The organism is Marinobacter halodurans, from assembly GCF_004327985.1.
Classification (GTDB): Bacteria; Pseudomonadota; Gammaproteobacteria; order Pseudomonadales; family Oleiphilaceae; genus Marinobacter_A; species Marinobacter_A halodurans.
On the sequence record NZ_SJDL01000035.1, the window covers coordinates 32,453 to 57,592 of the forward strand.

Sequence of the window (25,140 nt, forward strand, 5' to 3'; positions counted from 1 at the left end):
GGTCGCTATTCAACAACCCGGAAATGACCCGTCGCCAGGACGTCCCCTTCATCGGTGACCGTCTTCACCCGCCAGTCCCCCAGCATGCTGCGATTGATGTTCTTGCTGCTGAATGCCCGCATCTGGTCGAGATAGGCATCGATCGGTACCCGGGCCACGCGCTTGTCCCCCAGGTACCAGTCGTTATAGACCGTGTGGCCTTTCAAACCCTTGAGTTCGTTGAAGTAGTACACCTTGATCAGGTCGTCATCGCCCATGTGCACTACCGACGGCAGCATGGTGGTCGGCTCATGCCCGTCGACGGCCGGCGTAAGCTGCGCACGGAGCAAATGATCGGAGGTGATGTCCACGCGGCTGTCGCCATCGTCGATTGAGGGCTCGGGCGCCGGCTCTTCGACCGCAAAATTGTCAGATCCGGTGTCGTCGGTGGGCTCCGGGGCCTGGGCGGGATCAGCAATCACCGAGGGCTCAGGCTCCCGGGTCAGCACCATCCCGGTCCCCGTAGCCGACGTTTCGTCGGGGATGGCGTTCGTCTCGGCTTGCGTGTCATCGCTGACCGGCGCGCCAGGCTCGGCCAACTCAGCCTGCGCATCGGAGGGTTGCGACCCGGTTTGTGGCGATTCAACCGTCTCTACCGTCTCCGGTAGGCCGTTCATGGGCTCGCCGGCAGAATTCTCCGTTGCGGTTGGGGTCGATGGCTCCGGCATGGCCGGTTCCTGGGTCACCACCTTGCCAGCGGCGACCAGTCGGGACTGGTTATCCGTCGCGCCGGACCCGCTGACCCAGGACCAGAGCAGAAAACCGAGGATGGCCAGCACGATCACGCCGACCAGAAAAACGCCAAGAATCCGTCCCCAGTGGTACACCACGATCTCCTGGCCCGATGCGTCGGACCGGCGGGTAGCAGCGCGAATGTGCAGGTTGTAGGCTGGCCTGTTGTCACTCATGGGTCTGGACGGTCTCCATTGAAATCGGGTTGACCGCCTATTCTAGGCTGGGGATACATTTTGTAACAGATCGCGGACCACGATAGGCGTCACCACGGTCGGCAGCCTGCAGAGCTGGCGCAGGCCGCATGGTTGAGCGTTCGGAGGCGCACGGGAAGGCGATATTCGGGGCTAGCCAGACCATTAACATCACTATAAGGATTGGCAAGCTTGGGAACTGATAGGTCCTCCGGCGCTACGGCCTGTGGGAATTGACCGGCATCCAGCGTGACCCGTTCCCCAGGCGGCTCGCAGGGAGGCGCCATCCCGCGCGCAACCACGTCGCCCGGGACAGGGCGGCCCGTCAGCCCAATCCGCTTTGCTGGATCGCCATATAGCACGCGGTACCGGCAATGATCGACAGCAGGGCATTGCGGCGCCAGAGATGCAATCCCACCACGACCAGGCTGGGCACCAGCGCATCCAGCCCCAGGACTGGCGCAGACCAGTTGCCCGAACGTAGCAGGAAAATCACCACCAGCAACGACATGACCGCGGCTGGCAGGAAGCGGCCCAGGTGCTGGATCAGGGGATGCTCGCTGTGCCTCGAGAAGAAGGCAAACGGGATAACCCGCGTGGCAAACGTCGCTATCGTCCCCACGGCAATAAACTCCAGCAGGTAGCTCAGGTTATCCATGGCTGTGCTCCTGTGACCCCGCCGACACGGACGGGCGATGGAAACGGTAGTGGGCCAGCAGGCTGAGGGTGGCCAGGACAACCGCACCGATCAGTTGCTGGTCAGAGGGCAGGATCGCAAGACTCAGGCCGGCGGCCGCTGCGCCAATCCAGATCGGCAGCATCTGGCCCAGCACCTTGTATTGTTCGATGGTCAGCACGATGAACAGCGCCACCAAGGCAAATTCGATGCCGGTGCTGTCGAAGTTCACGGCCCGACCGAGCCAGGCGCCGAGCGTTGATCCGATGACCCAGTAAGACTGGTTATAGAGCGTGATCAAGCTGTCACGTCGTTGCTCAGCCTCTGTATCGTCCGTCCGGTGGCGGCTGGTCAGCAGTGAATAGGTCTCGTCCGTCAGGCCGAAGATCAGGTAGCCCTTGCGCCAGCCCGCGCCGCGGAAGCGGCCCAACAGCGACAGGCCATAGAACAGGTGGCGGGCGTTCAGCACGAACAACGCCACAAAGACCTCCAGCAGGCTGGCGTGAACCGCCAGCAGGCTCACCGCCAGGATCTGGCCCGCACCGGCATAGATCGCCAGCGACATCAGGGTGGCGCCCCACCAGGGGTAGTCGAGCTGGGTGACAAACAGCACCCCGAAGGCCATGCCCAGCGGGATATAGCCAAACAGGATGGGTAACGTGAGCTTGAAGACGGAACGATCGATCACCGGACGGTCCTGAACAAAAACCGGGCGCCGATGGTAAATGAATTACCCTGTTCTGGTAAGGTACAGTCCCTGTTGAATCTGTACCGGTTACAGTCCAGCCAACCCTGTATGAGGAACCCATGTCCGACATGAACGATGACACCGAGAAGTCTCCCGAGGGGGATCCACGGCAGGAACCGTTTATCGTTGAAACGGACCTGTTGAGTGACGACCAGCTTGAGGGTCTGGTGGAAGAGTATTGCACCCGTTATCACGGGGTAAACGACACCGAGTCGCCCATGGCCGAAAAGACCCGGGTCATGACTGCGGTCAAGCAAGGGGACCTGGTGGTGTGGTTCAATCCTGTCGAGAACACCGCCGGGCTGGGCCCGAAGCAGGGTAACGGTCCGGGGTCCGCTATGCGGAATTAGTTGGTTTGACGGGTATCCCGTAAGCCCCTTAGACGATACAATTCTGTTGTTCGGCATATGGCGCAGGGCCGCGCCCGGCAGGGCGTGGCAACAGCCAATGGCATTGGCTCCTCAAGAATAGCGAATAATTGTGCGGGGTGGATTTTGATCAGGGTCCTGGTTGTAGATGACCACGAGCTGGTTCGATCAGGCATCACGCGGATGCTGGCAGACAACACGGATATCGAGGTGATCGGTCAGGCGGCATCCGGTGAAGACGCCGTCGACTTCGTTCGCAACGATGCCCCCGATATTGTGTTGATGGACATCCGGATGCCCGGTATCGGTGGGCTTGAAGCAACGCGCCGTGTCCTGCGTATTGATGATTCGATCCGGGTGATCGTGGTGACGGCGTGCGCCGACGATCCCTATCCAACCCGGGTCATGCAGGCAGGGGCGTCGGCCTACATCACCAAGAGCGCCGACATCAAGGAAATGGTTCGTGCCATCCGTATGGCGCACACCGGGCAGCGTTACATCAGCCCGGAAATCGCCCAGAAAATGGCCCTCAAGCAGCTTGGCGGCGACAGCGCCGACAACGACAAGCTGTCGATTTTCGATAAGCTGTCCGAACGCGAACTGCAGATTGCCATGATGGTCGTGGATTGCCAGAAAGTGCAGGACATCTCCGACAAGCTCTGTCTCAGCCCCAAGACGGTCAACAGCTACCGTTACCGTATTTTCGAGAAGCTGGAAATATCCAGCGATGTAGAGCTTGCCCTGATGGCCGTCAGACTCGGGTTGCTTGATGCCGACAAAGTCTGACACGGCCCACGAATTCGACAGCAAGACCTTTCTCAAGCGACTCACCGAACGTCCCGGCGTCTACCGGATGCTGGATACGGCCGGTGAGGTGCTGTACGTCGGTAAGGCCCGTAACCTCAAGAACCGCGTCAGCAGCTACTTCCGCAAGAGTGGCCTGTCCGCCAAGACGGAGGCCCTGGTCAGCCGTATCGCCCAGGTCGAGGTGACCATCACCGGCAGCGAAACCGAAGCGTTGCTGCTGGAACAGAACCTCATCAAGTCCCTGCGGCCGCCGTATAACATCCTGCTCCGGGACGACAAGTCCTATCCTTACATCTATCTCTCGGGCCACGACAAATACCCCTCGCTGACCTTCCGCCGGGGGCGTACCCGACGCGCCAAGGGCAGTTGGTTCGGGCCGTATCCCAGCTCCGGCGCCGTCCGGGAAAGTCTTAATGTTCTTCAAAAGATATTCCGCATAAGAAACTGTTCTGACAGCTTTTTCAATAATCGCTCGCGACCCTGCCTGCAGTACCAGATCAACCGCTGCACGGCGCCCTGCGTCGGTTACATCTCGCCGGAGGACTACGCCAACGACATCCGCCACGCCACCATGTTCCTGGAGGGGAAGAACCCGGCGATCCTGGACGACCTGATGCAGTCCATGGAAACCGCCAGCCAGGCCCTGGAGTTCGAGAAAGCAGCGATCTATCGCGACCAGGTGAACCACCTGCGTCACGTCCAGGAGCAGCAGTCCATCGAAGCGAGCGGCGGCGATGCCGATGTGATCGCCATGGCGCAGGATGCCGGCGTGGTGTGTGTGGTCGTGATCCTCGTGCGGGGCGGGCGAGTGCTGGGCACCAAGGACTATTTCCCCCGGTTCTCCCTGGAGCAGTCCGACGCCGAACTACTCAGCGCCTTCCTGGGGCAGTTCTATTTCGGCGGCGATGCCCAGCGCGAGTTTCCCCGCGAGGTCCTGGTGCCGGTTGAGGTGGATGAACAGGACATCCTGTCCCAGGCGTTGACGGAAGCCGCCGGCCGGGAGGTCCGCATCCGCCGGAACGTCCGCGGCGAACGCCGGCGCTGGCTGGACCTGGCCGCGACCAATGCCCAGCAGACATTACTGACGCACCTGGCCAGCAAGGAAACGGTCTATCGCCGGTTACTGGCCCTGAGGGACCTGCTGGAACTCAAGGAAACGCCCTCGCGCATGGAATGCTTTGATATCAGTCACAGTCACGGCGAGAATACGGTGGCGTCCTGTGTGGTCTTCGACGAAAACGGGCCGCTCAAGAGCGACTACCGGCTCTACAACATCGAAGGCGTGACCGGGGGTGACGATTACGGCGCCATGCGCCAGGTCCTGACGCGGCGCTATACGCGCATCAAGTCCGGCGAGGGCAAACGGCCGGATCTGGTGTTTGTCGATGGCGGGAAAGGGCAGCTCAATGTGGCCCGGGATGTGTTCGAACAACTGGGTCTTTCGGACATTACGCTGATCGGCGTGGCCAAAGGCGTCACCCGTAAGGCCGGCATGGAACAACTGATCGATGCCTTGACGGACGCCACGTTCCGGGTACCCTCCGATTCACCGGCGTTGCATCTGATCCAGCACATTCGCGACGAATCGCACCGGTTTGCCATCACCGGCCACCGGGCACGGCGGGACAAGAAACGCCGGCAGTCAACACTGGAAGGCATCGAGGGCGTGGGTGCGAAACGCCGGCGGGAACTGATCCGCTATTTTGGCGGCATCCAGGAGATCAAGAAGGCCAGTGTCACGGAGATTGCCAAAGTCCGGGGCATCAGCCGCGGGCTGGCCGAATCGATTTACGCAGCACTTCACAACGAGTAGGGCGAATGAATCTACCCAACATACTGACGGTGTCCCGGATTGTGATGATCCCGGTCTTCGTCGTGATCTTTTACCTGCCGTTCGAGTGGCACTTCCTGACCAGCGCGGCTATTTTCGCCCTGGCCGGCGCCACCGACTGGCTCGACGGCTACCTGGCCCGTCGCCTGAACCAGAGCACGCCGTTTGGTGCTTTCCTCGATCCGGTCGCTGACAAGTTGATGGTGGCCATCGCGCTGACGGTTCTGGTGGACGAGCACCATTCCATGTTGATGACGATCCCCGCGAGCATCATCATCGGCCGCGAGATCGTGATTTCGGCCTTGCGGGAATGGATGGCGGAAATGGGCAAACGCGCCAGTGTCGCGGTGTCCTACATCGGTAAGATCAAGACCACCGCCCAGATGGTGTCCATCATCATGCTGCTGGCGTTCCCGATCGGCACGGTAGGCGCCATTCTCGGCAAGGTGCTGCTGTACGTCGCTGCGATCCTGACCCTGTGGTCCATGTACCTTTACCTGAAGGCGGCGTGGCCGGACCTGTTCCCCAAAGCCGGGGAGTGAAGGGTTCTGTTTAAAGAATAATCAATCAGTTAGGGTAAACTACTGAATCAAAAAAAGGGTTGACACCCCCGGCTGATCCATTAATATAAGCGCCACTTCAGCGATGACAGCGTTTCATTGCAACGAAGTAGGGCGGGAATAGCTCAGTTGGTAGAGCACAACCTTGCCAAGGTTGGGGTCGCGAGTTCGAATCTCGTTTCCCGCTCCAATTTCTCTCCGGTTTCGCCGGTTGGAAATCACAATCCAAGTCTCTCAATGCCTCCTGAGAGCAAAAGCCCGTTTCCAAGGCTTTCCCCGGCGCGGTGGCAGAGTGGTTATGCAGCGGACTGCAACTCCGTGTACGCCGGTTCGATTCCGACCCGCGCCTCCAATTTTATCCAGTTACTCCGCTCATGCAATTTGGTCACCTGATGTTGGCCATCGATGCCTGATTCGCTCCCAAGCTATTTCCTTGTGTCCCTTTATGCCCTGATAGTCAATAAAATATTTGCCAATAGTCTGATATTCGTGCGAAGAACGTCGGATAACATACTAAGTTTGCCGTGCAGCCGAATGGCTATTGGTGCCGAGCCTAGATGTCACCATCCCCTAAGAGCTCGGCCTTTGGCGGATTTGCCGTAAACGAGGGCATGAAATCATATTTTTATGAGGCTGCGAGCGGGTTCAGATTAGCGGGCGAATCTTGAGAACAATAGGACCTGGATCTACCTCTATGTTGGGTTGAGGTTGTCCCACCTTGTCGAAGCATAAATTTCCAATTCCACTTTTATTTTCGACTGTCCGTAGAGGTTTGCTCGTGAGATCCAACCATACCCAGAAAGATTAAGGCTCACATGACATACTCTATGATTTTTCGGGTGTTTTAGTCTGGAAAAGGATCGGAGATATCTTTAGCACGCTAGCTTTTCTTCAAATTCCAGCCTGTGGTAGCCTCACATTACGTTTGGTTCACTTTTGCGCGTAATGAGAACCATTATTCCGATAGGCCGTTGATTAAGGATAAGAAACGTGCAGTTCAAACGGTTGCTGGATACCCTCGCAAGGTCTTCGGCCCAAGCAGTAACGACGCTTGGGAAAGGAGAAAAACAAGAAGACGAGCTAAAAGATTATCTTTACGTCGAGACTGACATCGAGACCGACTTCAAGCGCCTACTGGACTCCAGTCCGCCTCCGGAAACTGTGATATTTCTATGCGGTTCCTCCGGTGACGGCAAATCTGAGATTCTCAAGCGCTATCACAAGCGCTACTCCGATGAATTCAGTTTCCATCTCGATGCCACGCATGCCTTCAAGCCAGATCAGAACGCTATCCAAGCGCTCGACCAACTTTTTGAAGAACATAAAAGTTCTGAGAAGCCTCTGGTTGTCGGTATCAATGTAGGAATGCTCTTTAATTTTTCGTCTCAAGGCGACAAAGAGCACGAGGAGATACGGAATGCCATTGAGGCGTACCTTCAGTCCGGCGAAGAGATCTCGCCGCATTTCAAGTTTCTGAATTTTGAAAAGTACCCAAAATTCAGTCTCGAAGAAGGGAAGACTGGGTCAGTATTCATCTTCGAGCTAATCGAGAGAGTGGTTGCGGCATCAGACGCAAATCCGCTGTATAGGGCTTATCTAGAATCTATAGAAACATCTCAGGATAAACTGACAACCAATTATCGATTGCTTCAAATCAAGGAAGTTCGTGAACGCATCGTCAAATTGCTTCTCTCCGCTCGGTTGAGGTTCGATCAGTTTTTGTCTGCTCGGGCATTACTTGATTTCGTTCACCACCTCATTACGGGTCCTGGTTTGCTTTGCGATAACCTGTTTGTCAGCGGGCAAAATGAGTTGAGTGAGGTCATTAGTCACTTTGATCCTTGCTCGATAAGGTCACGGCGAATTGACCAATTTTTAATTCAACATCCGCTTGGAGTCAAAGAGCAGGCGTTTGAAGAGTTTCAGGCGGATGTTGCGAGTGATCTCAATGTACGAGAGTTGGATGCAGCTAGTTGGCTTAGGTTTTTTTATCTTCTTCAGGACGTTGAAATCGGGAACAATTTCCATCAGACCTTCGGCGACGATTTCGAGCAGCCGCTATATAATCGCTACATTGAAATTTGGCGGCTACACGCGACTTATGATGGAGGCGATAAAACTCCTCTCCGCGACTTTTATAAAGACGAATTGTTTTCAGCCTTGATGCGATTTGGGAATCGTCTTGAGCCGTCGCTTACGAAGCGGGGCCATATGTTCCTTTGTAGTAGGAATAAAGTTTTCATTTCTGCCCACGCCAATCTGAGGCCAGATTTCAAAGGAATCGAGAAAGAGCCTGTGGCTAATATCCACGAGTTCCCTGTGTGTATAAAAGTAGGTGATCAGCGTTTACGAACATTCTATGTGAACGTGAGTTTCCTGGAGCTGATCTCCAAAATTAACAATGGGTACCGGCCTAATAAGCACGATAAAAATACTATCGTGATCCTAGAGGAAATCATCGCAGACGTTACAGGAGTTATCGTCAACTCTAATCGATTGCTGTTTTCCGAAGCTCGCAGTCAAGTTGTCCTGACCAATGAAGTGGATGATGAGGAATTTGTAGTTGGGGGTGAAGAGTGACGGTAGCTGAGAATCTTGCAGAGCTGGACGAACAAGAAATTCAAGAACGAAATCTGGTAAACAGTTTTCTCCCGTTTCGACAGCAGAGGTCAAATTCCGCCGGCTATGACTTTGACGCGATAGCGGGAAGCGTTCTATCGACAGCCCTGCAAAAACAACTAACGAAAGGTTCAACGCTAGAGACCTTCGGGAAAGCCGTTTTTGACCGCCTGACGCCCAAATTAACAGATGACACTATGAATGAGCTCATTGAAACGATGTATTTTGAAGATGATGCATCGGGGCTTTTCAAGGTGTCGCCGGAGTTTTTAATATTTAAAACTACGCAAGCGGATACCTCCACAAATAAGCATATTTCGCAGGTGCTGACTAACTTCATTCTGCACGAGAGAATTGAATTTCCGAGATTAAGCAGTGACGTCAACTTTCTCGAAAAAGAACTCGTCGACGAGTTTCAAAAATTCCTAACTGACTCTAGTGATGAGCCTACAGAGCACCCCTATCTGCCCTTCCTCTCTAAATTATTTTCAGAGGACTTAAGTTTTCTACTCAAGCATCCTAGTTACTTTCTGCAGAATTTGAGCTTGTTTTTTAATCTATATAACTTTTTGTATAGCGCTCAACTCGCTTTGAATATAAACGGATGGACTGAGGCACCGGACAGTAAGCCGCTTTTTTTTATTCTCGACACTGAGAAGGCGAGTTTAGAAAGAAAGCAGGTGGGGGAGTCCTTCGGACAGCTCATCGTGAAGGTAGCTGATTTGTTTCCTGTTTTATCAATGCTTGAGTACTTAAATCAGCCCCAAAACAAGAAGGCGAAAAAATTTCCTTTGTGGCACGTTCTGCAGGATGTCGAGGCCATGCCAAAGCGTCAACAACATGAGCTACATAACTCATTAATCGAGTTCTGCAGAAGATATCGAGAAAAACGAGGCTTAGAGGCCGTAGATGCATATGCTCAAACGGCAAAAGGAATGTTTGCACTTCTAAGCGATACAGCGAAAGAGATATTTAGCAAACGAGGTACCAACCAGTTCACAGTCAACAGCAAGTTTGTTAACGCTTTTGAGAATGAAGTTGCTTCCCACTTCATACAGGTGAGGGGCCGCTCTGGTCGGGTGCTTACCATTTCTCAAGATTATCTCCTGCTGCTCACAAACCTGTCTATCGGCGATAAGAAGCAGATGCAGTTTCAGGAGCTTCTCTCTGAATTTAGAAAGCGGGGTGTATGGTTTGACCGTCAGTCTGAACAGGCAATTATTCGGTTTTTAGAGCGAATAGGGAACGTTGAAAGAATGAGCGATAGCGGGGATGCGGTATATGTCCGGAAAACACTTTGAAGCCTTTCTTGTAAAGAATCTGAGGGATTGGCTTCAAGAAAGAATTGAAGCGGGCGCCCGATATCAATTCAAGTCACCAGACCCTGAAAACACGAGAGGACTTGTCTCTGAATTGCTGGAGAATCGGGACGGTGTTTTAGAGGTTCAGGGCCAGGAGCTCTCTTATCTTTCTGTTAACGGTTGCCGCTTGTTGGTGTCCGGTCATCTAGAGCAGCCCGATGTTGATAGTGGGTGCTACACCGAAAACTACATCTCTAGCCTTCGGGATGAGGTTGCCGCTCAGGAAGTTCCGTTTGAAAGCTGTGCGCTTCTTATAATTCACAACAGCTTGCTCGATACGCTTATAAACAGTGCGTTCGATCTGGGGCAGGGCAAGGCCGTTTGGTCTCCGCGCCAAACAAAAAAAAAGCTAGACGAGTTGATTTCCGATGACATGTCTAGCCAGGTGGCGTCTCGATGTCTTCTCGAGCATCAGGTGCGCGTCATTAACGAAGAAGGATCCAGTGTTTTCGGATTTCGACATCTTCACGATGCGGTGATTGATGGAGATCTTCGTTTCCAGGAGCTGGGGCTTTTCAACGATCCCCAAGTTTTGAGCAATTCCAATGAGAAGCAAGTTGCTCGTCGGCTTGAGGCTAATCGCCAACTTCGTGAAGAAATAGAGTTTGCGGTTGAGCATTTCCCTAACGAATTGGAGGACAGGCTCACCAAATTTGGCTCAAAGTTTATACAGAAGCATTTTGGCGAAAATCCAGAGGTTTCTTGGAAAGACTTGAACTATGGCGATTTTAGGGCGGAAGAGGACCGGCAGAAGAATCTCACCCTCGATTACGAGGGTTTGACGGTTAACGGCTGCGAAGTCGATGTTCGAGATAAAAAAGAGACCGCAGCTGGACGGCGAGACAAGCACCTAATAGTTGAGGTTCCTGCAGATCAAGAATTATTTAATTTCAAGATCAGCTTCGTTGGGCAGCGCCTAGAAAGGCGAGAACTAGCGTTGCTACCAAAATCTATGTCAGAGCTTATTGACATCGATTTCTCCTCAAGAGGAGAGAAATCGACTTTCACCATTTCTGGTGTTGCCGGTGTCGAGCCCCGTTTTTTCAGCCTGCGGCTAAATCGAGACTCCGCAAACGAGAAATACAGCTTCCACTGTATGATTATTCGGGAGGGAACTTTTCATTTATCTGCGTTTGATAATAGATTCCTCATAGATTACCGCAGAAAGGCACTCGTCCTCCAAGCAGATCAGCATGTTCTTGAATTGAATCCAGATCTCACCTCTTCGGTCGAACTCAAGGATAGTGGCCAAACGATCGCTACTACCGAATTTGGGAAGGTGGATTTTACTCAGCTTTATGACGAATCCGATGAGGTTAGTTTTACTCTGACCAATGGTGAAGCGGAGCTAAAGATTTTAGTAGAGGGTGAGCCTAGCAAAGAAACGCTTAAGCTACCTGTCATATTTGATACGAATAGATTTGCCAGGCTTTTCAAGAACGATGAATTTAACGGTATCTATAAGCCGGGCAAAGAGACAGTTGTATTCGATAATCAGGAGTCGGAGCCTCTATTCCTGAGAAAATGGCTGTTACAAGCGGAATCGGCATTAGTTAATGAAGGTTGCGTTGAATGGGACAATGATCTCAAAAAAGGAATTCCTAGTTCAGGGTTAGAACTCGCTGACTCTGCTCTATACGAGGCCTACTCAGCACTAATTGGGTATTTCCAAAAGCATAAAACGCTACCTTCGCTAGCCAGTTGGGGGCCAGAACTCGTGGCGCTTGGCAAGGAATATGTCCATGCCTGTATCGATTACTTAGAACAAATTCCCACGGGTAAGTCATTGAGCTACTCCGAGCGATTAGTGATTCGGCTAGGCTTTGTGACGCTTAACGAAAAGCGATTCCTCTCCCCATTCCATCCACTGGTGATGTCTTATTACCTCAAACTGGTAGAAGAAATCGTACTGGACGGTGAAGCGAGGAGTTTCCGTCAATTGCCTGAGGTTACGAAGAGCCGGTTAAACCCGAGGGGGCTCATACCCCACTTATTCGATAAGGAAAACCAATACAACTATACGCAGGCGGTCCCTGAGAACCCCTTTTGGCTAGAGATTGTGCCTCACCAGGAAACTAGCTTTGACTTCGTCACCAATCTGGTCAAACACAAGATTGAAGAATTCACTAGCACATTCAATCAGTTATTCCTTCAAGTTGACGATGCGCCACTACTCATCAATTCAGTCAACAACGCGGAGAATACTGAACTTTTTCAGGGCCTCGTCTCTTACTATCAAGCCCACTTGCAGGACGGCCTTCACATACATGTGAACCTCTATGATCAAGAACTTATTGAGACTGAATTCGATAAGTTCGCAGAGATGGGAATGTATGAAGAGATCAAGGATAGCTACAGATTAGACAAGGGCGCCGCGCGCCGTAACGCAGATGCGGTTATTGACTTGTTAAGAACTCGGCTGACATTCAGCAAGTTCCGGCATGAGAACGTTGAGAAACAGGCGTACGCACACCTAACATTTTTCAAGAATGATCAGAAAGTTGAGGCTGTCGACAACAGTATTAGCGACCACTTGTCTGGCATAGCGTGTGGAGGTTTGTTGTCGGGTGAATCTTCACGCAGTGAGGGTGATCGTTACTTTACTGCCTTTGGGTTGAGTGGCGTAGATTACGATGACATTCCTCATCTGAAATTGGCCAAGATGATAGGCACGTTGTGGCGCCCGTCGCAATCGAAGAATGACGTCTACCACGATCATTCTGCCATCAGCCTTGCCGTGAGCCAGGAATTCATGGCGTTGCTCGAACGCTCATACGACAGCTCTCTGTGGACTACCATCATTGACCCCAAGGTTACGCTCAAGTTTTTCCAGGCGAAGACTGGTGTAATCCTGATCCATTATTCAGATCAATACACGAGCTCTTCTGGCTACGACGCAATTACCGTTACAAAACAAATCGATCTGTATAAGAACGTGCTAGGGAACGCTGGTAATGAATTGATCCGTGAATTCAATGCCTTCAATGGTGAATGGCTACTTAAGCTGATTACTGATCAGTCTAAAGAGAAGACCGCCAAGGAAGGGATCATTGGAGCTTACAAGGTTGTTAGCACAATGCTCGCCCAGTCAGACATCACTTGGGTTCCAATATCGGTCGCAGAGATGATTCGCGTAGCCGGCAATATTGGTCTCGCGATGTCGGATAGTGATTTTTCCCGCCACAATAAAAACATTCGCAAGGGTGCTATTTCTGATGACATCTTGTTCGCAGGATTCAAGGATGATTGTTTATATCTCCTACCTGTCGAGGTGAAGGCAGGCGGCCGCCCAGATTTCGCTAAAGCTAGGGAACAGGCATTAGAGCTAAAGCAGTACATGGGAAAGAATCTACTTGGACCAACCCCCGACACACTTGAAGCCAAGCTCTACCGAGGTTTATTTGTCCGCCAAGTCTTGCTTCAAATTGAGAAATACGAGCTCTATGAGGTATTCGAAACTGACCATTTTTCAGGTCTTTTGAGTAACCGGGAGGCATGGCTTGAAGGCAACTATCGTATCGGCGAGCTCCCTGACGATTACCCTAAAGCCTTGGTTGTTGCACATATAAACAATGAATCTTGCTTTGAGGAGAAGTACGACCTCAAAGACGGTGTGTTGGAGGCAGAAATACCAATGGGGCTGCTCGATGAGCTTGTGAGGACCCCTTACAAAAAACTTAGAAAGAAAATCGACAACGGCTCATTCCTTCACGTGCCCAAAGAGTATTTTCTGCAGTCATTCACTGAGCAAGTGCCTGCAGACATAGAAGAGGATGCAGCGAAGAAGCCTGCCCTCAATAAGACGGAAACGGTTATGTATCCGTTTTCAAAACATGATAGCGGTGTCTTCCCCGCTGCGGCTGATGATACTTCAGAAGAGGGGGGCGGAAATTTCGAACCTGCGGTAACTGGCGAGCCGCTCAAGGTCGAGTTTGGCAAGGATGTTCAAAGCGGTGAGGTAGTCTATTGGGAGCCTACGAATACCGAAAAGCTCTTCAATACGAATACCGGAATTATTGGCACGATGGGCACAGGGAAGACCCAATTCACCAAATCACTGATTACTCAGCTTGTTCGAAATCAAAATCATAACGTTGACGGAGCCCCAATAGGGATACTGATCTTCGATTACAAGGCTGACTACGTTAAAGACGATTTTGTTCAGGCCACTGATGCCCAGGTTTTCGAACTTGACTGCTTGCCTTTCAACCCGTTCGCCTTGTTTGGAGACAAGAAAAAGCTACCGGTGCATGTTGCTGGTCAGTTCATTTCGTCGATGACAAAGTCTTATAACCTTGGCGTAAAGCAGCAAAGTAAATTGCGCACGGTGATCCGGAACGCCTATGAAGCTGCGGGAATTTATTCAAATGATGAAAGCACTTGGAGTAGGCCTGCCCCAACATTGGAAGATGTGTGGTCGACATTCCAGGAGCAGGAGAGAATTGACCATGACTCCCTTTATGCGGCTCTGGAAGTGTTGTCAGCGTATGAAATCTTCGAGCCAGACACGAGTAAAACGCAGTCGCTATATGACCTGATAGATGGCGTTACAGTCATCAACCTTTCTGGCTATGATCGCACGATCCAAAACCTCGTTGTCGCTCTGACCTTAGATCTTTTCTACACCCAGATGCATCAGCAAGGTAGCTCCAAGCTTGACGGTAACTATCGTCAGATCTCCAAAATGATTTTGGTAGACGAAGCCGATAACTTTATGTCTCAGGACTTCGAAAGCTTAAAGAAAGTTCTCAAAGAGGGACGAGAGTTTGGAGTCGGGACTATCCTTTCAACACAGGAATTAACCCACTTTAAAACTGGCGACAATGACTACTCAACTCTTATCCTCTCATGGGTGATTCACCAGGTCGCCAACATTAGATCACAGGAAATTAAGGCCATCTTCAATACTCAGAGCAAGCAGGATGAAGAGTATTTTATGGGGCAGATTCGTAGGCTAACTAAGCATCACAGCCTATGCGTGGATGGAAAGAAGAAGGTCGTCAAGGTGAAAGATTTGGCATTCTGGGAGTTAGAACAGTGAGCAGGCGTGCGAGAATGGCAAAAAAATACGATCGGTTTATACAAAACGGCCATACACAAACCTCGATAGCTTGTTTTTGGATGCTTCTCGGTTCTTTTTTACCGATTATAGTGGATTCTGCCATCAAAAGTTGGGCTCTGCCCATGGGTTATTCTGATGCTTTTTGGGGGAACCTAAAGGGCGGAGAAGTGTTTATTCTGACAACTGCAATGATAACGCCATTTTTTCTTCTACTACTAAAGAAAGTCGCAGGCCAAGTTAAAGTCCAGTTTAGATTTTTTTCTTTTGTTTTTATTTTTTCGCTATTTTCTTTGATTGGCGGTCTTCTTAGCTTTTCATATTTTAGGATTGGTGAAATTGTTAAATCCGGTCAGGTTGAGTTAGGGAAAGGAGCTGAAGAATATCTTTATGGGCTTTTTGGGTATGACCTAAGTTGGTTTGGAGTATTTATATATTTGGTTTCTCTCATTGTTTGGTATTACGCATCATACCACGATAGATATCCTGGTGAGTCGTATAACGAGGCTGTTTCTTCCAGTCAAAAGAATCTAAATGATAAAGTGTTTTCTAAATAGAGTTGACAAAATGACGTATTCTGTAACTTTTGATGCAATAAAGGTAAGTCAACCTGTTGGTGATTTTTACTGTGGAGTTATGAAAGCTTCTGATGTTACTCGAATCTCGGAGGCCGATGTTAGGAAAATTCAACACGACGATGTTGGTAAATACCTTGGTATCCAGAGAGAGCTAAAGCCGGATAGGGTGAAGAAAATTAGTTTTTACATAAAAGGAATCGATGCGACCTTTCCCAGTTCAATAATTCTCTCCATTAATGAAGAAAATGTAAGCTGGGACGAGAGCTCGAAATCTATAACTTTAACTTCTAATGAGGGAGAAGACGATAAGATCGCCTCGATACTAGATGGGCAGCATCGACTGGCAGGTTTCAATGAGAGCAACTTCGAGTTTGAGAATCCAGATGGCTCGACTTCTCCTTTTCAGCTTTTAGTAACTATCTTTGTTGGTGCTGACGTTTCAACACAGGCAGGGATATTTGCAACCGTAAACCTCGCTCAAACCAAGGTAAACAAAAGCTTGGTATATGACTTGCAAGCATTGGCGGAAGCACGAAGTCCAGAACGAACTTGCCACGATATTGCTGTCATTCTAAATGCTGAAGTGAAAAGTCCTTTCTATAGGTCAATAAAAAGGTTAGGTGTGGCCACACCTGGGGTGAAGGGCGAGTTTCTGACTCAAGCAACCTTTGTTGAGAATGTTGTTAAACTTATATCACCAGATCCAAAGGCTGATAGGGACCACTTTCTGGCGGAATCTAAGTTCTGGAGAAAAAATGAGCTATCACATTTAGATCGAGCTAGCTTGGAAAAGCATTTTTTTAGGAAGGCGTTCATAAAAGACAAAGATGAGGTTATAGCCTCGAACCTCCTTAATTTTTTTGATGCTGTTAGACAAAAGTGGCCTATAGCTTGGTCTAAAGGAGAGAAGCGATCCTCTTTAAATAAGGCAATTGGGTTTAACGCCTTAGTTCGTGTTTTTAAGGACCTATATAAGATTGAAAATTCCAGCTTCGAGTGGGACAAAGTTATTAGTTGTGAAAGGTTTTTAGATCATTTATCAAAATGCGAACTAGATGATCAGTTCTTTCTGGAACTCGATCCCACAAGTCGATCGTCCAAGGTGATCTACGACTCTATAAAAAAATACTATGGTTAGAAGTGTCGTATGAGTCGCTGTTTGGTTTTGGCCTTGCAATACAAAACCTGGAGGAGTCTGAGAGGCTATGAAGAAAAGGCAGTTCGCAAGTCTGAAAGTTTCTTGACGTGCCCCATTTTATGCAGACCGCTATCGATTAAGGATCGTATGATGCTTTGATAATCGGCCTCGACCTTTTGTTCGGAGCAGAATTGCTGGATTAATACTTCATATGCCTTTTCTTGATCACCAAAAAGCACGTCGCGGTTGATGACATGAATTTGGTCGGGTTTGCTCTTATTGATTGTTGCAGTATGTGTATCGCGCAGTGCAAGTGAAATAGCTGCGCGTGCCAGCACATTAGGAGTCAGGCGCGTTTTTGTTTGCAAGAACTGAAGCCTATCCCAGGTCTTTTTACTCAACTGAATGCGGGTGGGAAACATCTCAGCTGGCCTCCTTTTGGTGCCAAAAATAACCCTCACGGACGCGAGTCGCTCCGGCTTTTGAATCATATTCGAGCTTATAGGCCCGGGATATGTCGGGTGAGAGATCAGAATAGAATGATTCATCCACCTCAGTGTCTGTAGAGAGCACAATCATCTGGTGACTTGCGATAGGGAAATAGCCTTCTATCAGCTTGGTTCTGTGCTCAGAATCCAGTCTCCCTAACGGAGTATCGACGATCATAGGCAGCTGGCGTCCGGAGGTTTTTGCAAGTGCCTCAAGAACAGCAATTGCGAATATCTGTTTTTCACCAGCTGAAAGCTCGTCTTTCGCTATCGTCCGCCCGTTACCAGTCAATAGTTCTACGTGGAAGGTCTTGGGGTTGATCTGAATTTGTAGATCCATGTCCTCTTTACGAGCAAGTTTGGCAAAGCACTCGGTGAACTGGACTTCAAGGTCTCGAACCTTGGCGGTCGCTGTCTGATCGACATAGTCCGCGAGCAAGCCATTGGCGTTGTTGACGTAGTCGATAACTCTCTTTTGGTCGCTCAGCTTCGCAGCAGTTTCGTACAGTCGGTCAAGCCGGCGGGCTATTTCGACGGCTTCATTAGCTGCGTCTTTTCCTTTCGCCCGCGCTGACTCGATTTCAGCATCTAACCTGCCAAGTTTTTGCTGTAGCTGCTGCAAGTTTTCGAAATCAGAGGCAATCAATGAATCGTCCGGAGCGCGGGCCAGAGAGGCTCCAATTTCATCGAGTTCCGCTTCGATGCGCTCCAGAGCATCAAACAACTTAATCACATCCTGCCGTTGTCTTCTGGCATCCTCGAATGCTGAGTATATTTTCCCTGCTTGAGAGGGCGTTAAGTCGTGAACCAAAGTCTGGGATTCGAGGTCTTGATGGGAGTTGCCCAGTTTATCCATCTCAGCGAGCACGATAGCCAAAGAATCGGGTGCCAGCTTTGAATCGAGAGCGCCTTCCAGGTGTGTTCGGTATCCGTTGTGGATTCTGTATTCCTGCAAAAGCCCCTGAAGCTGGAGGTCTTGCTCAATCTGTTCTTTAGTTCTTCGGCAAAAGTCTTCTGCCAAGGCAATGGGTGCCGCGTCGGATATAAGGCCATTAATTTCGGATGTTAAGCTATCTCGCTCGCTATGGAGCTGACTCAGCTTGCCTTCGAGCTGAGCCCGGGATGTGGAGAAATGTCCCCCTCGATCATCGATATCTTTCTGGAGCCTTTTCGCGCGCTCTTGTAACTCAGCGCGCTGAGCGAGGATGGTTGAGATGTCTTGGCGGATGATCTCAGCTTGTTTCCGGCAGTGCATCAGTTTGGTCTGCTCAGCGTCGATTTGTGCCTGCATTTCCTGAGCGGACGATCGCTTGGCCAGATTCCGGTTAAGAACGGTTAGATCGCCGGAGAGCCGTTCAACGACGTCGAGCCCCAGTAATTTCTTGATAGATTGTTCGAGGGCTATTCCTCCGGAATCATCAGCTAGTTGGGCGATTTTCTCACCGTCAAAAAAGAATAAGTCGGATACACCTGCAGGTATCAGTTCATTCAGAAAGTTCTGAGCTTGCTCGTAGCTCAAACCTTTAATAGGCGTATCATTCTCCAAGACAGTGAGTGTTTCCTTAACGCCTTTGCCCTTTCGTTCCCATTCACGCTTAACGTGGTACTGGCTTTCCGTTCCGAGCTTTGCGTAAGTGAATTTGAGCTCAACAGACGAAGAGTTGGCGGAACGACCAGTCTCTCTTGAGTGATGTATGGCGTCGAGCAGAAACTCATCATAGCGCTTTTGGGAAACTGCACTGCCCAGACACAAACGTCCGTAGAGCGCCAACCTTACGCCCAAAAGGATGCTTGTTTTACCCGCGCCATTTAAACCGCCAAAAAGAATGATGGGCCGTGTTTTGCCCTCACGCTTTTCGGGGGTGAGGTTGAAGGAGTTTTTCCCTTGGTAGACTCGAAAGTCGGTAAGCGTAAGCTCTTTAATAAGCATTAGTTCAAAAACTCTGAAAATTCGTCTTTCACTTCCTCAACGTACGATTTGCCTCGCTTACGAAAGGAATGGTTGCGCTCATTGATCGCGTCGAGATCCTCCCAATCTCTTTGGAGGATACTCTCCAGGCTGTTCAGTATGCCCCTTCGATTGCCTAGACCCGATACTTGAAGTTCTGCTTCCAGCATCTTGCGAACAAGCGCTGATGGAACACCGTATTTTTCTGCGAGCCTCTCAAGTGTTTCGGAATCTGCTCGTGTAAATGCGCCAGCATCGTCCTCTACCCAATCAAGGTCCTCTCCATAGACCTCTCGATAAATCCGCGGCAGGGAGTCTTCCCAGTCCGGTTCATTTGGGTCGCGTAGCCATTCTCTTCTTATCATGTGTAACTCGGGGCGAGTAATCAGTTCGATAGACTCACCACTCTCGTTAATCCCCTTCTCAATAGTGAGCAGTTCACGGAGGAATTCTTGGCGCTTGGACAGCCAATAGGGACCCGGGATATGGCGCACTTCTCGCACACTATCATCACTGATGTCGCCCGAGTTGTAAGAGACTCTTCCTGTTCTGCGGCGGAAGTTGCGATACTCTTCAGAGTTTTCTGGTTGGCGGGACATGTATAGTTTGTTTCTGAACGCCAACAAAGGCTTCATCCAATTGGCACCCGACTCGATAAGGCCATGCAGCGCTTTATCGTCAGTCACAACGGTGCATGTCCAGCACCCGAAACGGCTGTTCCCACACGAGGGCGTACTTTTATCGATTACTAGCGGGCACTCGCCTTGGTTCGACCCTTTGTACAATTCGAGCAACTCTTGGTTTGATCCTCCCCATGGGCATGGGGCACTCATTAGGTACATCCACACTTCGTCTGCGGACCAGCTTTCGATTGGCATATATGTGTAGGCGTTTGGAAGAGAGCTGTGGCGGCTAAGCGCAGAACCATCGATTTTATGTTTCGCGATAACCTGGGCGCGAGACGCACTCTCTTGGCTGCGAGAGCCTAACACTACAACGGCCTCACCAAATTTGGCGACCTTATCGAGTATAAACTCGCTTACAGGGTCAATCTTCATTCGTTCCGTGCACCAGCGGAACGTCTGATTTGGCGCAGGATAACCACGACCGAGCAAATTCACCCAAAAGGTTTGATCTGTCTTTGGCACAACGCTGTGTGCACTGATCGGTAGGCCTTCTCGGGGTGCCGATTCGTTTATGGTGTTAATGACCTTCTTGATCATATCGACGACTACAGGCGTTTCTACCAGAGTATCGGATGAGACCACGTAGATGTGCTTTTTGCGTTTTTCTGCAGGCAGTTGCAGCAGTGCCATATAAATAAGTGATAAAACGCAGGTGGAGTCTTTGCCGCCACTAAAGCCAATGATCCAAGGGCGGTCATCTGAGCAGTATATTGTTTGTATTTCTCGAACCAGATCCACGAGTGGGCGATTGCCAAGAGAGAACTCTTGAATCATGTTTAAGTGGGTCGGATAGACGAACTGTTCTTGTGCCGTCATTTCTTGAACGACTCCTCGTATTCCTGCTCCGTGGGTGTAAGCGGAACACTAAGTTGCTGTTTGATGTAGTTGCCGGTTAGAACGACACTGCTTCGAGCTTTGCTTATGCGACCGTGATGCATTGCACGACCTTCCCAGTCAGCATTTGCGCGTGCCCAGTCGATTTCTTGCAGACCTTTTAGAATCTTGCTCCATTGGGCTTTAGGCTTGAAAAGTAGGTCTGCGCCAATTTGGCCCATAGCCTGAAGCATGACCCCATGCGCGTGGACGTATTGTTCCCGCAGGTCGCAAGTCGCCACTTTCTTTTCGAGGGCGAGCTGCCAGTCCCTCATATTCACGGCAACCTCATTCCAAAAATCGATCGCGAGGTCCTGCTCATCCTGCGTGATGGGATCATTTTTTCCCTTCATAAGCATGGCTTTGGATGCATTCTTGATCGCTGAAAGCGTGAATAGCTTACTGCTTCGATTAGAGATGCTCGATCTCTCCATTTCGGTTAATCGCGAAAAGACTTTCACTTCCTTCGCAACATTCCGTGCCAGCTCCGATAGGGCATCGCGATGATCATAGAGAGTGCTTATTGAATCGCTTGGCCGCACTGCATGCTTGTTCAGATCGGCGAACATCTGTTGACTACGCTTGAGGCCTTCATCGATAAAAAAGAGCACTGGAACGTTGTCATAGCCAAGTTCGGGGTTCTGTTCGATTGCTTGAACGATTGCTTCACGACGGTGTTGTCCGTCATTGATCAGGATCTTGGCATCCATGGGAATCGAGAGCAGTCCAAGATTTTGGCCAAGTCCGGTGTCCGTGCTGGGTTCAAATGAGACTTGTCCATCTACTGAGGCGGTAATACCTGAAAGCGTATAGTCTGAGGGATTGTCCACTAGGTAGCTGACAATGTCGGGAATTCTGGTTCTGTTAAGGACTCTCTGAGCTCTTAATTCCGGTGGAACTTCCTGGCCATCGAAAATGAAGATTTTCGGTACGAGGCGGAGTGGACACATGGCGACGTAGCACGGCCGACCAGACTGTATACCCCTGGCTGCGGGGAAGGTATGAGAGAACTCGTCCACGAGGGCCTCCATGCTCGGAAGTGAAATGTTGATTGGACGTTAAGTTATCGAAATTTAACTTCCAGATCAATATCCGGACGAGTGGCATTCCTAAATATGTGTGGTTTGTGATTCCAAAAAATTATCGACAGAGTACGATCTGGGAAGAAGCTTTTGAGCCTTCCCGCTGCGCGTCATGACGGTCACTTGCTGTGTTGGGGACTCGCTGAAACTCAAATGAATCGGACGATCCTTACCGTAAAAATAGAGCCTGTCGAATTCGAGATTTTCCGCGATCCATTGGCTGACCTCAAGCATATCCTCATCTTCGACGATGAAGTCTACTGCGGCACCAAGTCTCTTACAGATAGGGTTTCCCAGTTTGTTGAGCTCGTGAGAGGCATGCTGGTCGAGCTTGGGTGCGATTCGACCCGGAATCTTCTTGTTCAATTCAGCAGAGCAGAAGCCGTACGTGAGCTGGACCATGCCAAAGTAGTCAATAATTGGGTCTAGTAGGTTCTTCGCCAAATCGAAAAGAGCTGTGTAGGTTTCAGGTTGTTTGGGGCGATTCTCAGTTTGCTCTGCTATATGTGTCTCTCCGCATTCGACAAAGTCTCGATATTTAAAATATTTGCCGCAAGCTCTATCCAAAGGCGGAATGCCCCGGCTTCTCACCAACGCGAAACCATCAATCGATAGCCGATTGTCTTCGAGAATCTGTCCAAACTCAGATGAAGATGGACCGAAGCCGCTGAAATCGGCTACTCGCATCTCCTCCATTTTTTCATCAAATCGTAACTGCTCAGAGAAGCCTTCTTGGTCCTCATGAAGGTATCGGCTTTTCAAATAAAGGTTGGGAGGTTCGAATTCTTCGCCGTACTGATAAACGTCTATCCGCTGGTTCATCAAATTAATTTTGGTGCGTTCCAGCATTCGGGGGATGGCCTTCCCGTTAAAGTCGTCGAATTTCATCAGCGTCAATTTTGCTGAGCGTATGTGAACTTTAACGAGATCAGCCGAGCTTGGATCTCCATATAGGCTGGATGCACAAATTATGTAGATTCTCAGAGTTGGAGGTAGCCTGGAGATCAAATCCGTGTGCAGCTGTAGCGAGTGACCGTCATCTAGCCAACCGATACCCTTTTGGGCTGATTCAACGCACTCTGAATGGATCCTTACTTTGTCCAGAATGCTAACCAGGTGTTCTTCTCCAACTGCTAGCGCATTGGCCTGGTTACCGAAAAAGTGCCTGAGGTCCTCTTTGAAGCGCTCAGGCAAAGGGCGAGGTAGGGGCTTTCGATAGAACTTGTGTTCAGCTAATTGAACTATTAAGTCGTTATTGCGCTGCTGCTGAGCTTTTTTCAGCATCGCTTCGCCTTCTTCACCCTTTTGATTCACGAGTATTTTTAAAGCTGATGGGTAAGATCCTAAGCAATCTCGAATCTTTTCCAGGTCTTCGACTTCGTTTGGCTTTGGTTCTCTGCCCAGCTCAAGCCAGAAGGACCACAATTTCTCTAGCAGCTCAGAATTGTTTTCATATTTGCGCGCGAAAGAGGCTGTGCTCATTCTTGGGGGCTGGGAGTTATGTACATTTCTCCGTACCGCACCATTGATTGGTGTGCGACAGCGAGCATTTTTGCGATGAAAGAAATCGGCTTCCGCTTCATATGTTTTGAAGGCGTAGAAAACACCAGGCGCTACCGGGACTGGCTTCGCTCCGAGGGTTGCCTCTATGTATGCTGCGAGCTCTAATTGGGAAAAGTATTTTTGGAAGGTGTTCCTAGATGTTCGAACACCGTCTTTGTAGGGTATGCCGCTTCGCGCATTGGCATTTTCAAGCATGGCAGAGATGACTAAACACTCTTCTGCAAGGCCAAATGCTGATTGAAGAGCCACGCTGCGCTCTTCCACGTCTTCGATAACGTTTATTACAAAGCCCATATTGACTATGTTAGCCGGCTCTTTTTCTGCGTTTGGCGCGTAATACGGGTCCCAGCCTGCTGCTTGTACGCCATTTTCTTTAAGAAGCTGAAGATCTCCACCTTTCCCGCATCCATAATCGAAAATAGATTTAGAACCATCTAAATAACCGTAACGGGCCAGACTTTGCATTGGCGCGGACATCTGGGTTCTCGTAAGGGCCGTTAGGTGTCTGTGGATCTGCTGTGATTCGTTGCTCTTTGGTTCTAGTTGAGAATCTGCTTCTTGGTTGGCTATGGGGATCAATGAGTGGTCGATTACCTCATAGCCTTTGTCTTTAAGTAGACGTTCCCATTCCTGAAGAAAGCCGATTCTCTTAGTGTCATCAAATAGACCGATGCCTTCAGCTTCTTTTGTTAGAGCCGAGTAGCGCGGAATCTCATTGTGATCAGGTGCCAGCAGGAGTTCTTTTCGGTGAAGAATCGGCGGGTTGTTTGATTCCAGGTAGACGCGGTAGCGATAGTTCAGAGTCTCCAGGTCAAACTTCCAAGCCTGTTCAAGTGTTGGGAAAGCTTCTTCAAAAAACGTAGGGTAGTTCAGAAGGGTGAGGTCATCTGTTCGAGAACTCAGTTTCACAACGTTGAAGTTCTTTCCGAGAACAAGTGAGGCTCTCGAAGCGGCCTCAGCTATCCGATGCTGGACTTCCGGGCCAAGTAGGTGGACTGCCGAGCTGTGTAGGTACCGATATTCGCCGATTTTTTTACCGATATCGCGATTGCGGTGGCTCATCACTCTTTCCGATCTAAGGGCAGCTCAGGATAGCAAGTAAATCTTTCAAAAGTAGGCGTATTGAGTTTCCGCTCTTTTCCTGGGGGTGGCGCCGTATTGCTATCAAGCGACGCATCCTTGCGTCTGCCTAGCCTATTCCTTCAAGTGGCTGGCACTAGATCTTTGGACCGCGCCCTTTAATAACATTGGCAAGAACCGAAACCACGAGCAGCACCAGGAAGATAAAGAACAGGATCTTGGCGAAGCCCGCTGCGGTGCCCGCGATGCCGCCGAAGCCCAGCACGCCGGCGATGATGGCGATAACCAGACACACCAGTGCCCAATACAACATAACGAATCCTCCTTTTTGGAGCCTTCCTGCCAGCGACTGTCGATGCCGGCGATCCAGCTGACTTTCCGTACGTGTCTTTCAACGTTGCACAGGCATCGGTTTAGGGCAAATTCGCGTGGTCATGTTCGTCTTGAAATGAATCGGCAAGCTGCTGAATATAAAGCGTAAGTTTTCTTTATTATGGTTTATTCAGCTTGTGTTAATCTGGCGGTTTTCCAAAAATAGCCCGCCAACCCGGACACCGGCGGTTCGGGTCGGTATCATCGGGAAAAAGCCTTCCAGGGAACCAGAATGCGAGCAGTAGACAGGCCAGCGCTACCGACCGGTTTTCAGGTCATCCATGCCAACAAGCTGGAAGATCTGCGTGCGGTGACGGTGGAACTTATTCGCACGTTTC

Annotated in this window: 18 protein-coding genes and 2 tRNA genes; 11 read left to right on the forward strand and 9 right to left on the reverse strand. The window is 50.2% G+C overall.

The window, feature by feature from the left end:
* Nucleotides 1-5: 5 nt before the first annotated feature.
* The 3 genes from EZI54_RS18425 to EZI54_RS18435 all read right to left on the reverse strand — a co-directional run bounded on the left by EZI54_RS18425 (nt 6) and on the right by EZI54_RS18435 (nt 2,326).
* The gene (locus EZI54_RS18425) at nt 6-947 is read right to left on the reverse strand and encodes a DUF2914 domain-containing protein (RefSeq protein WP_131483354.1); all 942 of its coding nucleotides are present in this window, start codon (nt 945-947) and stop codon (nt 6-8) included.
* Nucleotides 948-1,290: 343 nt separating this feature from the next.
* Nucleotides 1,291-1,623, reverse strand: a complete 333-nt coding sequence (locus tag EZI54_RS18430; RefSeq protein ID WP_131483355.1) for a branched-chain amino acid transporter permease — start codon at nt 1,621-1,623, stop codon at nt 1,291-1,293.
* Nucleotides 1,616-2,326: an AzlC family ABC transporter permease gene (locus EZI54_RS18435; protein WP_131483371.1), complete on the reverse strand. Its 711-nt coding sequence runs from the start codon at nt 2,324-2,326 to the stop codon at nt 1,616-1,618. Before EZI54_RS18435 ends, EZI54_RS18430 begins: the two co-directional genes overlap by 8 nt.
* Nucleotides 2,327-2,457: 131 nt before the next feature.
* On the opposite strand from EZI54_RS18435, the gene EZI54_RS18440 reads away from it, so the two are divergent.
* From EZI54_RS18440 to EZI54_RS18490, 11 genes are all read left to right on the forward strand, one after another.
* Nucleotides 2,458-2,739: a hypothetical protein gene (locus tag EZI54_RS18440; RefSeq protein ID WP_131483372.1), complete on the forward strand. Its 282-nt coding sequence runs from the start codon at nt 2,458-2,460 to the stop codon at nt 2,737-2,739.
* Nucleotides 2,740-2,883: 144 nt separating this feature from the next.
* Nucleotides 2,884-3,543, forward strand: coding sequence for a UvrY/SirA/GacA family response regulator transcription factor (uvrY, locus tag EZI54_RS18445; protein WP_131483356.1), 660 nt, complete (start codon nt 2,884-2,886; stop codon nt 3,541-3,543).
* Nucleotides 3,527-5,377: an excinuclease ABC subunit UvrC gene (uvrC, locus tag EZI54_RS18450; protein ID WP_131483357.1), complete on the forward strand. Its 1,851-nt coding sequence runs from the start codon at nt 3,527-3,529 to the stop codon at nt 5,375-5,377. Before uvrY ends, uvrC begins: the two co-directional genes overlap by 17 nt.
* A gap of 5 nt (nt 5,378-5,382) precedes the next feature.
* Nucleotides 5,383-5,937 (forward strand): CDP-diacylglycerol--glycerol-3-phosphate 3-phosphatidyltransferase, encoded by a 555-nt coding sequence (pgsA, locus tag EZI54_RS18455; protein WP_123634471.1) that lies wholly within the window; start codon nt 5,383-5,385, stop codon nt 5,935-5,937.
* 132 nt (nt 5,938-6,069) lie between these two features.
* Nucleotides 6,070-6,145, forward strand: a tRNA-Gly gene (locus tag EZI54_RS18460).
* A gap of 88 nt (nt 6,146-6,233) precedes the next feature.
* Nucleotides 6,234-6,307 (forward strand) — tRNA-Cys (locus EZI54_RS18465).
* A 638-nt stretch (nt 6,308-6,945) separates the two neighbouring features.
* Nucleotides 6,946-8,535, forward strand: a complete 1,590-nt coding sequence (gene dptF, locus EZI54_RS18470) for a DNA phosphorothioation-dependent restriction protein DptF (RefSeq protein WP_165495796.1) — start codon at nt 6,946-6,948, stop codon at nt 8,533-8,535.
* Nucleotides 8,532-9,875, forward strand: a complete 1,344-nt coding sequence (dptG, locus tag EZI54_RS18475) for a DNA phosphorothioation-dependent restriction protein DptG (protein WP_131483359.1) — start codon at nt 8,532-8,534, stop codon at nt 9,873-9,875. The genes dptF and dptG overlap by 4 nt, the downstream gene beginning before the upstream one ends.
* Nucleotides 9,856-14,976 (forward strand): DNA phosphorothioation-dependent restriction protein DptH, encoded by a 5,121-nt coding sequence (dptH, locus tag EZI54_RS25120; RefSeq protein ID WP_242674520.1) that lies wholly within the window; start codon nt 9,856-9,858, stop codon nt 14,974-14,976. Before dptG ends, dptH begins: the two co-directional genes overlap by 20 nt.
* Nucleotides 14,977-14,990: 14 nt before the next feature.
* Nucleotides 14,991-15,551: a hypothetical protein gene (locus EZI54_RS18485; RefSeq protein ID WP_131483361.1), complete on the forward strand. Its 561-nt coding sequence runs from the start codon at nt 14,991-14,993 to the stop codon at nt 15,549-15,551.
* Between the two features lie 10 nt (nt 15,552-15,561).
* A complete protein-coding gene (locus EZI54_RS18490) occupies nt 15,562-16,710 on the forward strand; it encodes a DGQHR domain-containing protein (RefSeq protein ID WP_165495797.1) in 1,149 nt (382 codons plus the stop codon).
* A gap of 65 nt (nt 16,711-16,775) precedes the next feature.
* On the opposite strand, the gene EZI54_RS18495 is transcribed toward EZI54_RS18490, so the two are convergent.
* The 6 genes from EZI54_RS18495 to EZI54_RS18520 form a co-directional block, all read right to left on the reverse strand.
* Nucleotides 16,776-17,132, reverse strand: coding sequence for a DndE family protein (locus EZI54_RS18495; RefSeq protein WP_165495798.1), 357 nt, complete (start codon nt 17,130-17,132; stop codon nt 16,776-16,778).
* Between the two features lies 1 nt (nt 17,133).
* On the reverse strand, nt 17,134-19,128 hold the full coding sequence (gene dndD / locus EZI54_RS18500) for a DNA sulfur modification protein DndD (protein ID WP_131483364.1): 1,995 nt from the start codon (nt 19,126-19,128) through the stop codon (nt 17,134-17,136).
* Nucleotides 19,128-20,648, reverse strand: coding sequence for a DNA phosphorothioation system sulfurtransferase DndC (gene dndC, locus EZI54_RS18505; protein ID WP_131483365.1), 1,521 nt, complete (start codon nt 20,646-20,648; stop codon nt 19,128-19,130). Before dndC ends, dndD begins: the two co-directional genes overlap by 1 nt.
* Complete coding sequence (gene dndB / locus EZI54_RS18510; protein ID WP_242674521.1) at nt 20,645-21,724, reverse strand: DNA sulfur modification protein DndB; 1,080 nt, start codon at nt 21,722-21,724, stop codon at nt 20,645-20,647. Before dndB ends, dndC begins: the two co-directional genes overlap by 4 nt.
* A gap of 90 nt (nt 21,725-21,814) precedes the next feature.
* The gene (locus tag EZI54_RS18515; protein ID WP_131483367.1) at nt 21,815-24,412 is read right to left on the reverse strand and encodes a DNA phosphorothioation-associated putative methyltransferase; all 2,598 of its coding nucleotides are present in this window, start codon (nt 24,410-24,412) and stop codon (nt 21,815-21,817) included.
* 154 nt (nt 24,413-24,566) lie between these two features.
* Nucleotides 24,567-24,743 carry a DUF1328 domain-containing protein gene (locus tag EZI54_RS18520; RefSeq protein WP_131483368.1) on the reverse strand — a complete coding sequence of 59 codons (177 nt, stop codon included), beginning with the start codon at nt 24,741-24,743 and terminating at the stop codon, nt 24,567-24,569.
* Nucleotides 24,744-25,140 lie beyond the last annotated feature (397 nt).

What these genes read in the sequence shown, in the direction of transcription:
- EZI54_RS18425 (WP_131483354.1), bottom strand. Translation starts at nt 947, where the DNA reads ATGAGTGACAACAGGCCAGCCTACAACCTGCACATTCGCGCTGCTACC.
- EZI54_RS18430 (WP_131483355.1), bottom strand. Translation starts at nt 1,623, where the DNA reads ATGGATAACCTGAGCTACCTGCTGGAGTTTATTGCCGTGGGGACGATA.
- EZI54_RS18440 (WP_131483372.1), top strand. Translation starts at nt 2,458, where the DNA reads ATGAACGATGACACCGAGAAGTCTCCCGAGGGGGATCCACGGCAGGAA.
- uvrC (WP_131483357.1), top strand. Translation starts at nt 3,527, where the DNA reads ATGCCGACAAAGTCTGACACGGCCCACGAATTCGACAGCAAGACCTTT.
- pgsA (WP_123634471.1), top strand. Translation starts at nt 5,383, where the DNA reads ATGAATCTACCCAACATACTGACGGTGTCCCGGATTGTGATGATCCCG.
- dptH (WP_242674520.1), top strand. Translation starts at nt 9,856, where the DNA reads ATGTCCGGAAAACACTTTGAAGCCTTTCTTGTAAAGAATCTGAGGGAT.
- EZI54_RS18485 (WP_131483361.1), top strand. Translation starts at nt 14,991, where the DNA reads ATGGCAAAAAAATACGATCGGTTTATACAAAACGGCCATACACAAACC.
- EZI54_RS18490 (WP_165495797.1), top strand. Translation starts at nt 15,562, where the DNA reads ATGACGTATTCTGTAACTTTTGATGCAATAAAGGTAAGTCAACCTGTT.
- EZI54_RS18495 (WP_165495798.1), bottom strand. Translation starts at nt 17,132, where the DNA reads ATGTTTCCCACCCGCATTCAGTTGAGTAAAAAGACCTGGGATAGGCTT.
- dndD (WP_131483364.1), bottom strand. Translation starts at nt 19,128, where the DNA reads ATGCTTATTAAAGAGCTTACGCTTACCGACTTTCGAGTCTACCAAGGG.
- dndC (WP_131483365.1), bottom strand. Translation starts at nt 20,648, where the DNA reads ATGACGGCACAAGAACAGTTCGTCTATCCGACCCACTTAAACATGATT.
- EZI54_RS18515 (WP_131483367.1), bottom strand. Translation starts at nt 24,412, where the DNA reads ATGAGCCACCGCAATCGCGATATCGGTAAAAAAATCGGCGAATATCGG.
- EZI54_RS18520 (WP_131483368.1), bottom strand. Translation starts at nt 24,743, where the DNA reads ATGTTGTATTGGGCACTGGTGTGTCTGGTTATCGCCATCATCGCCGGC.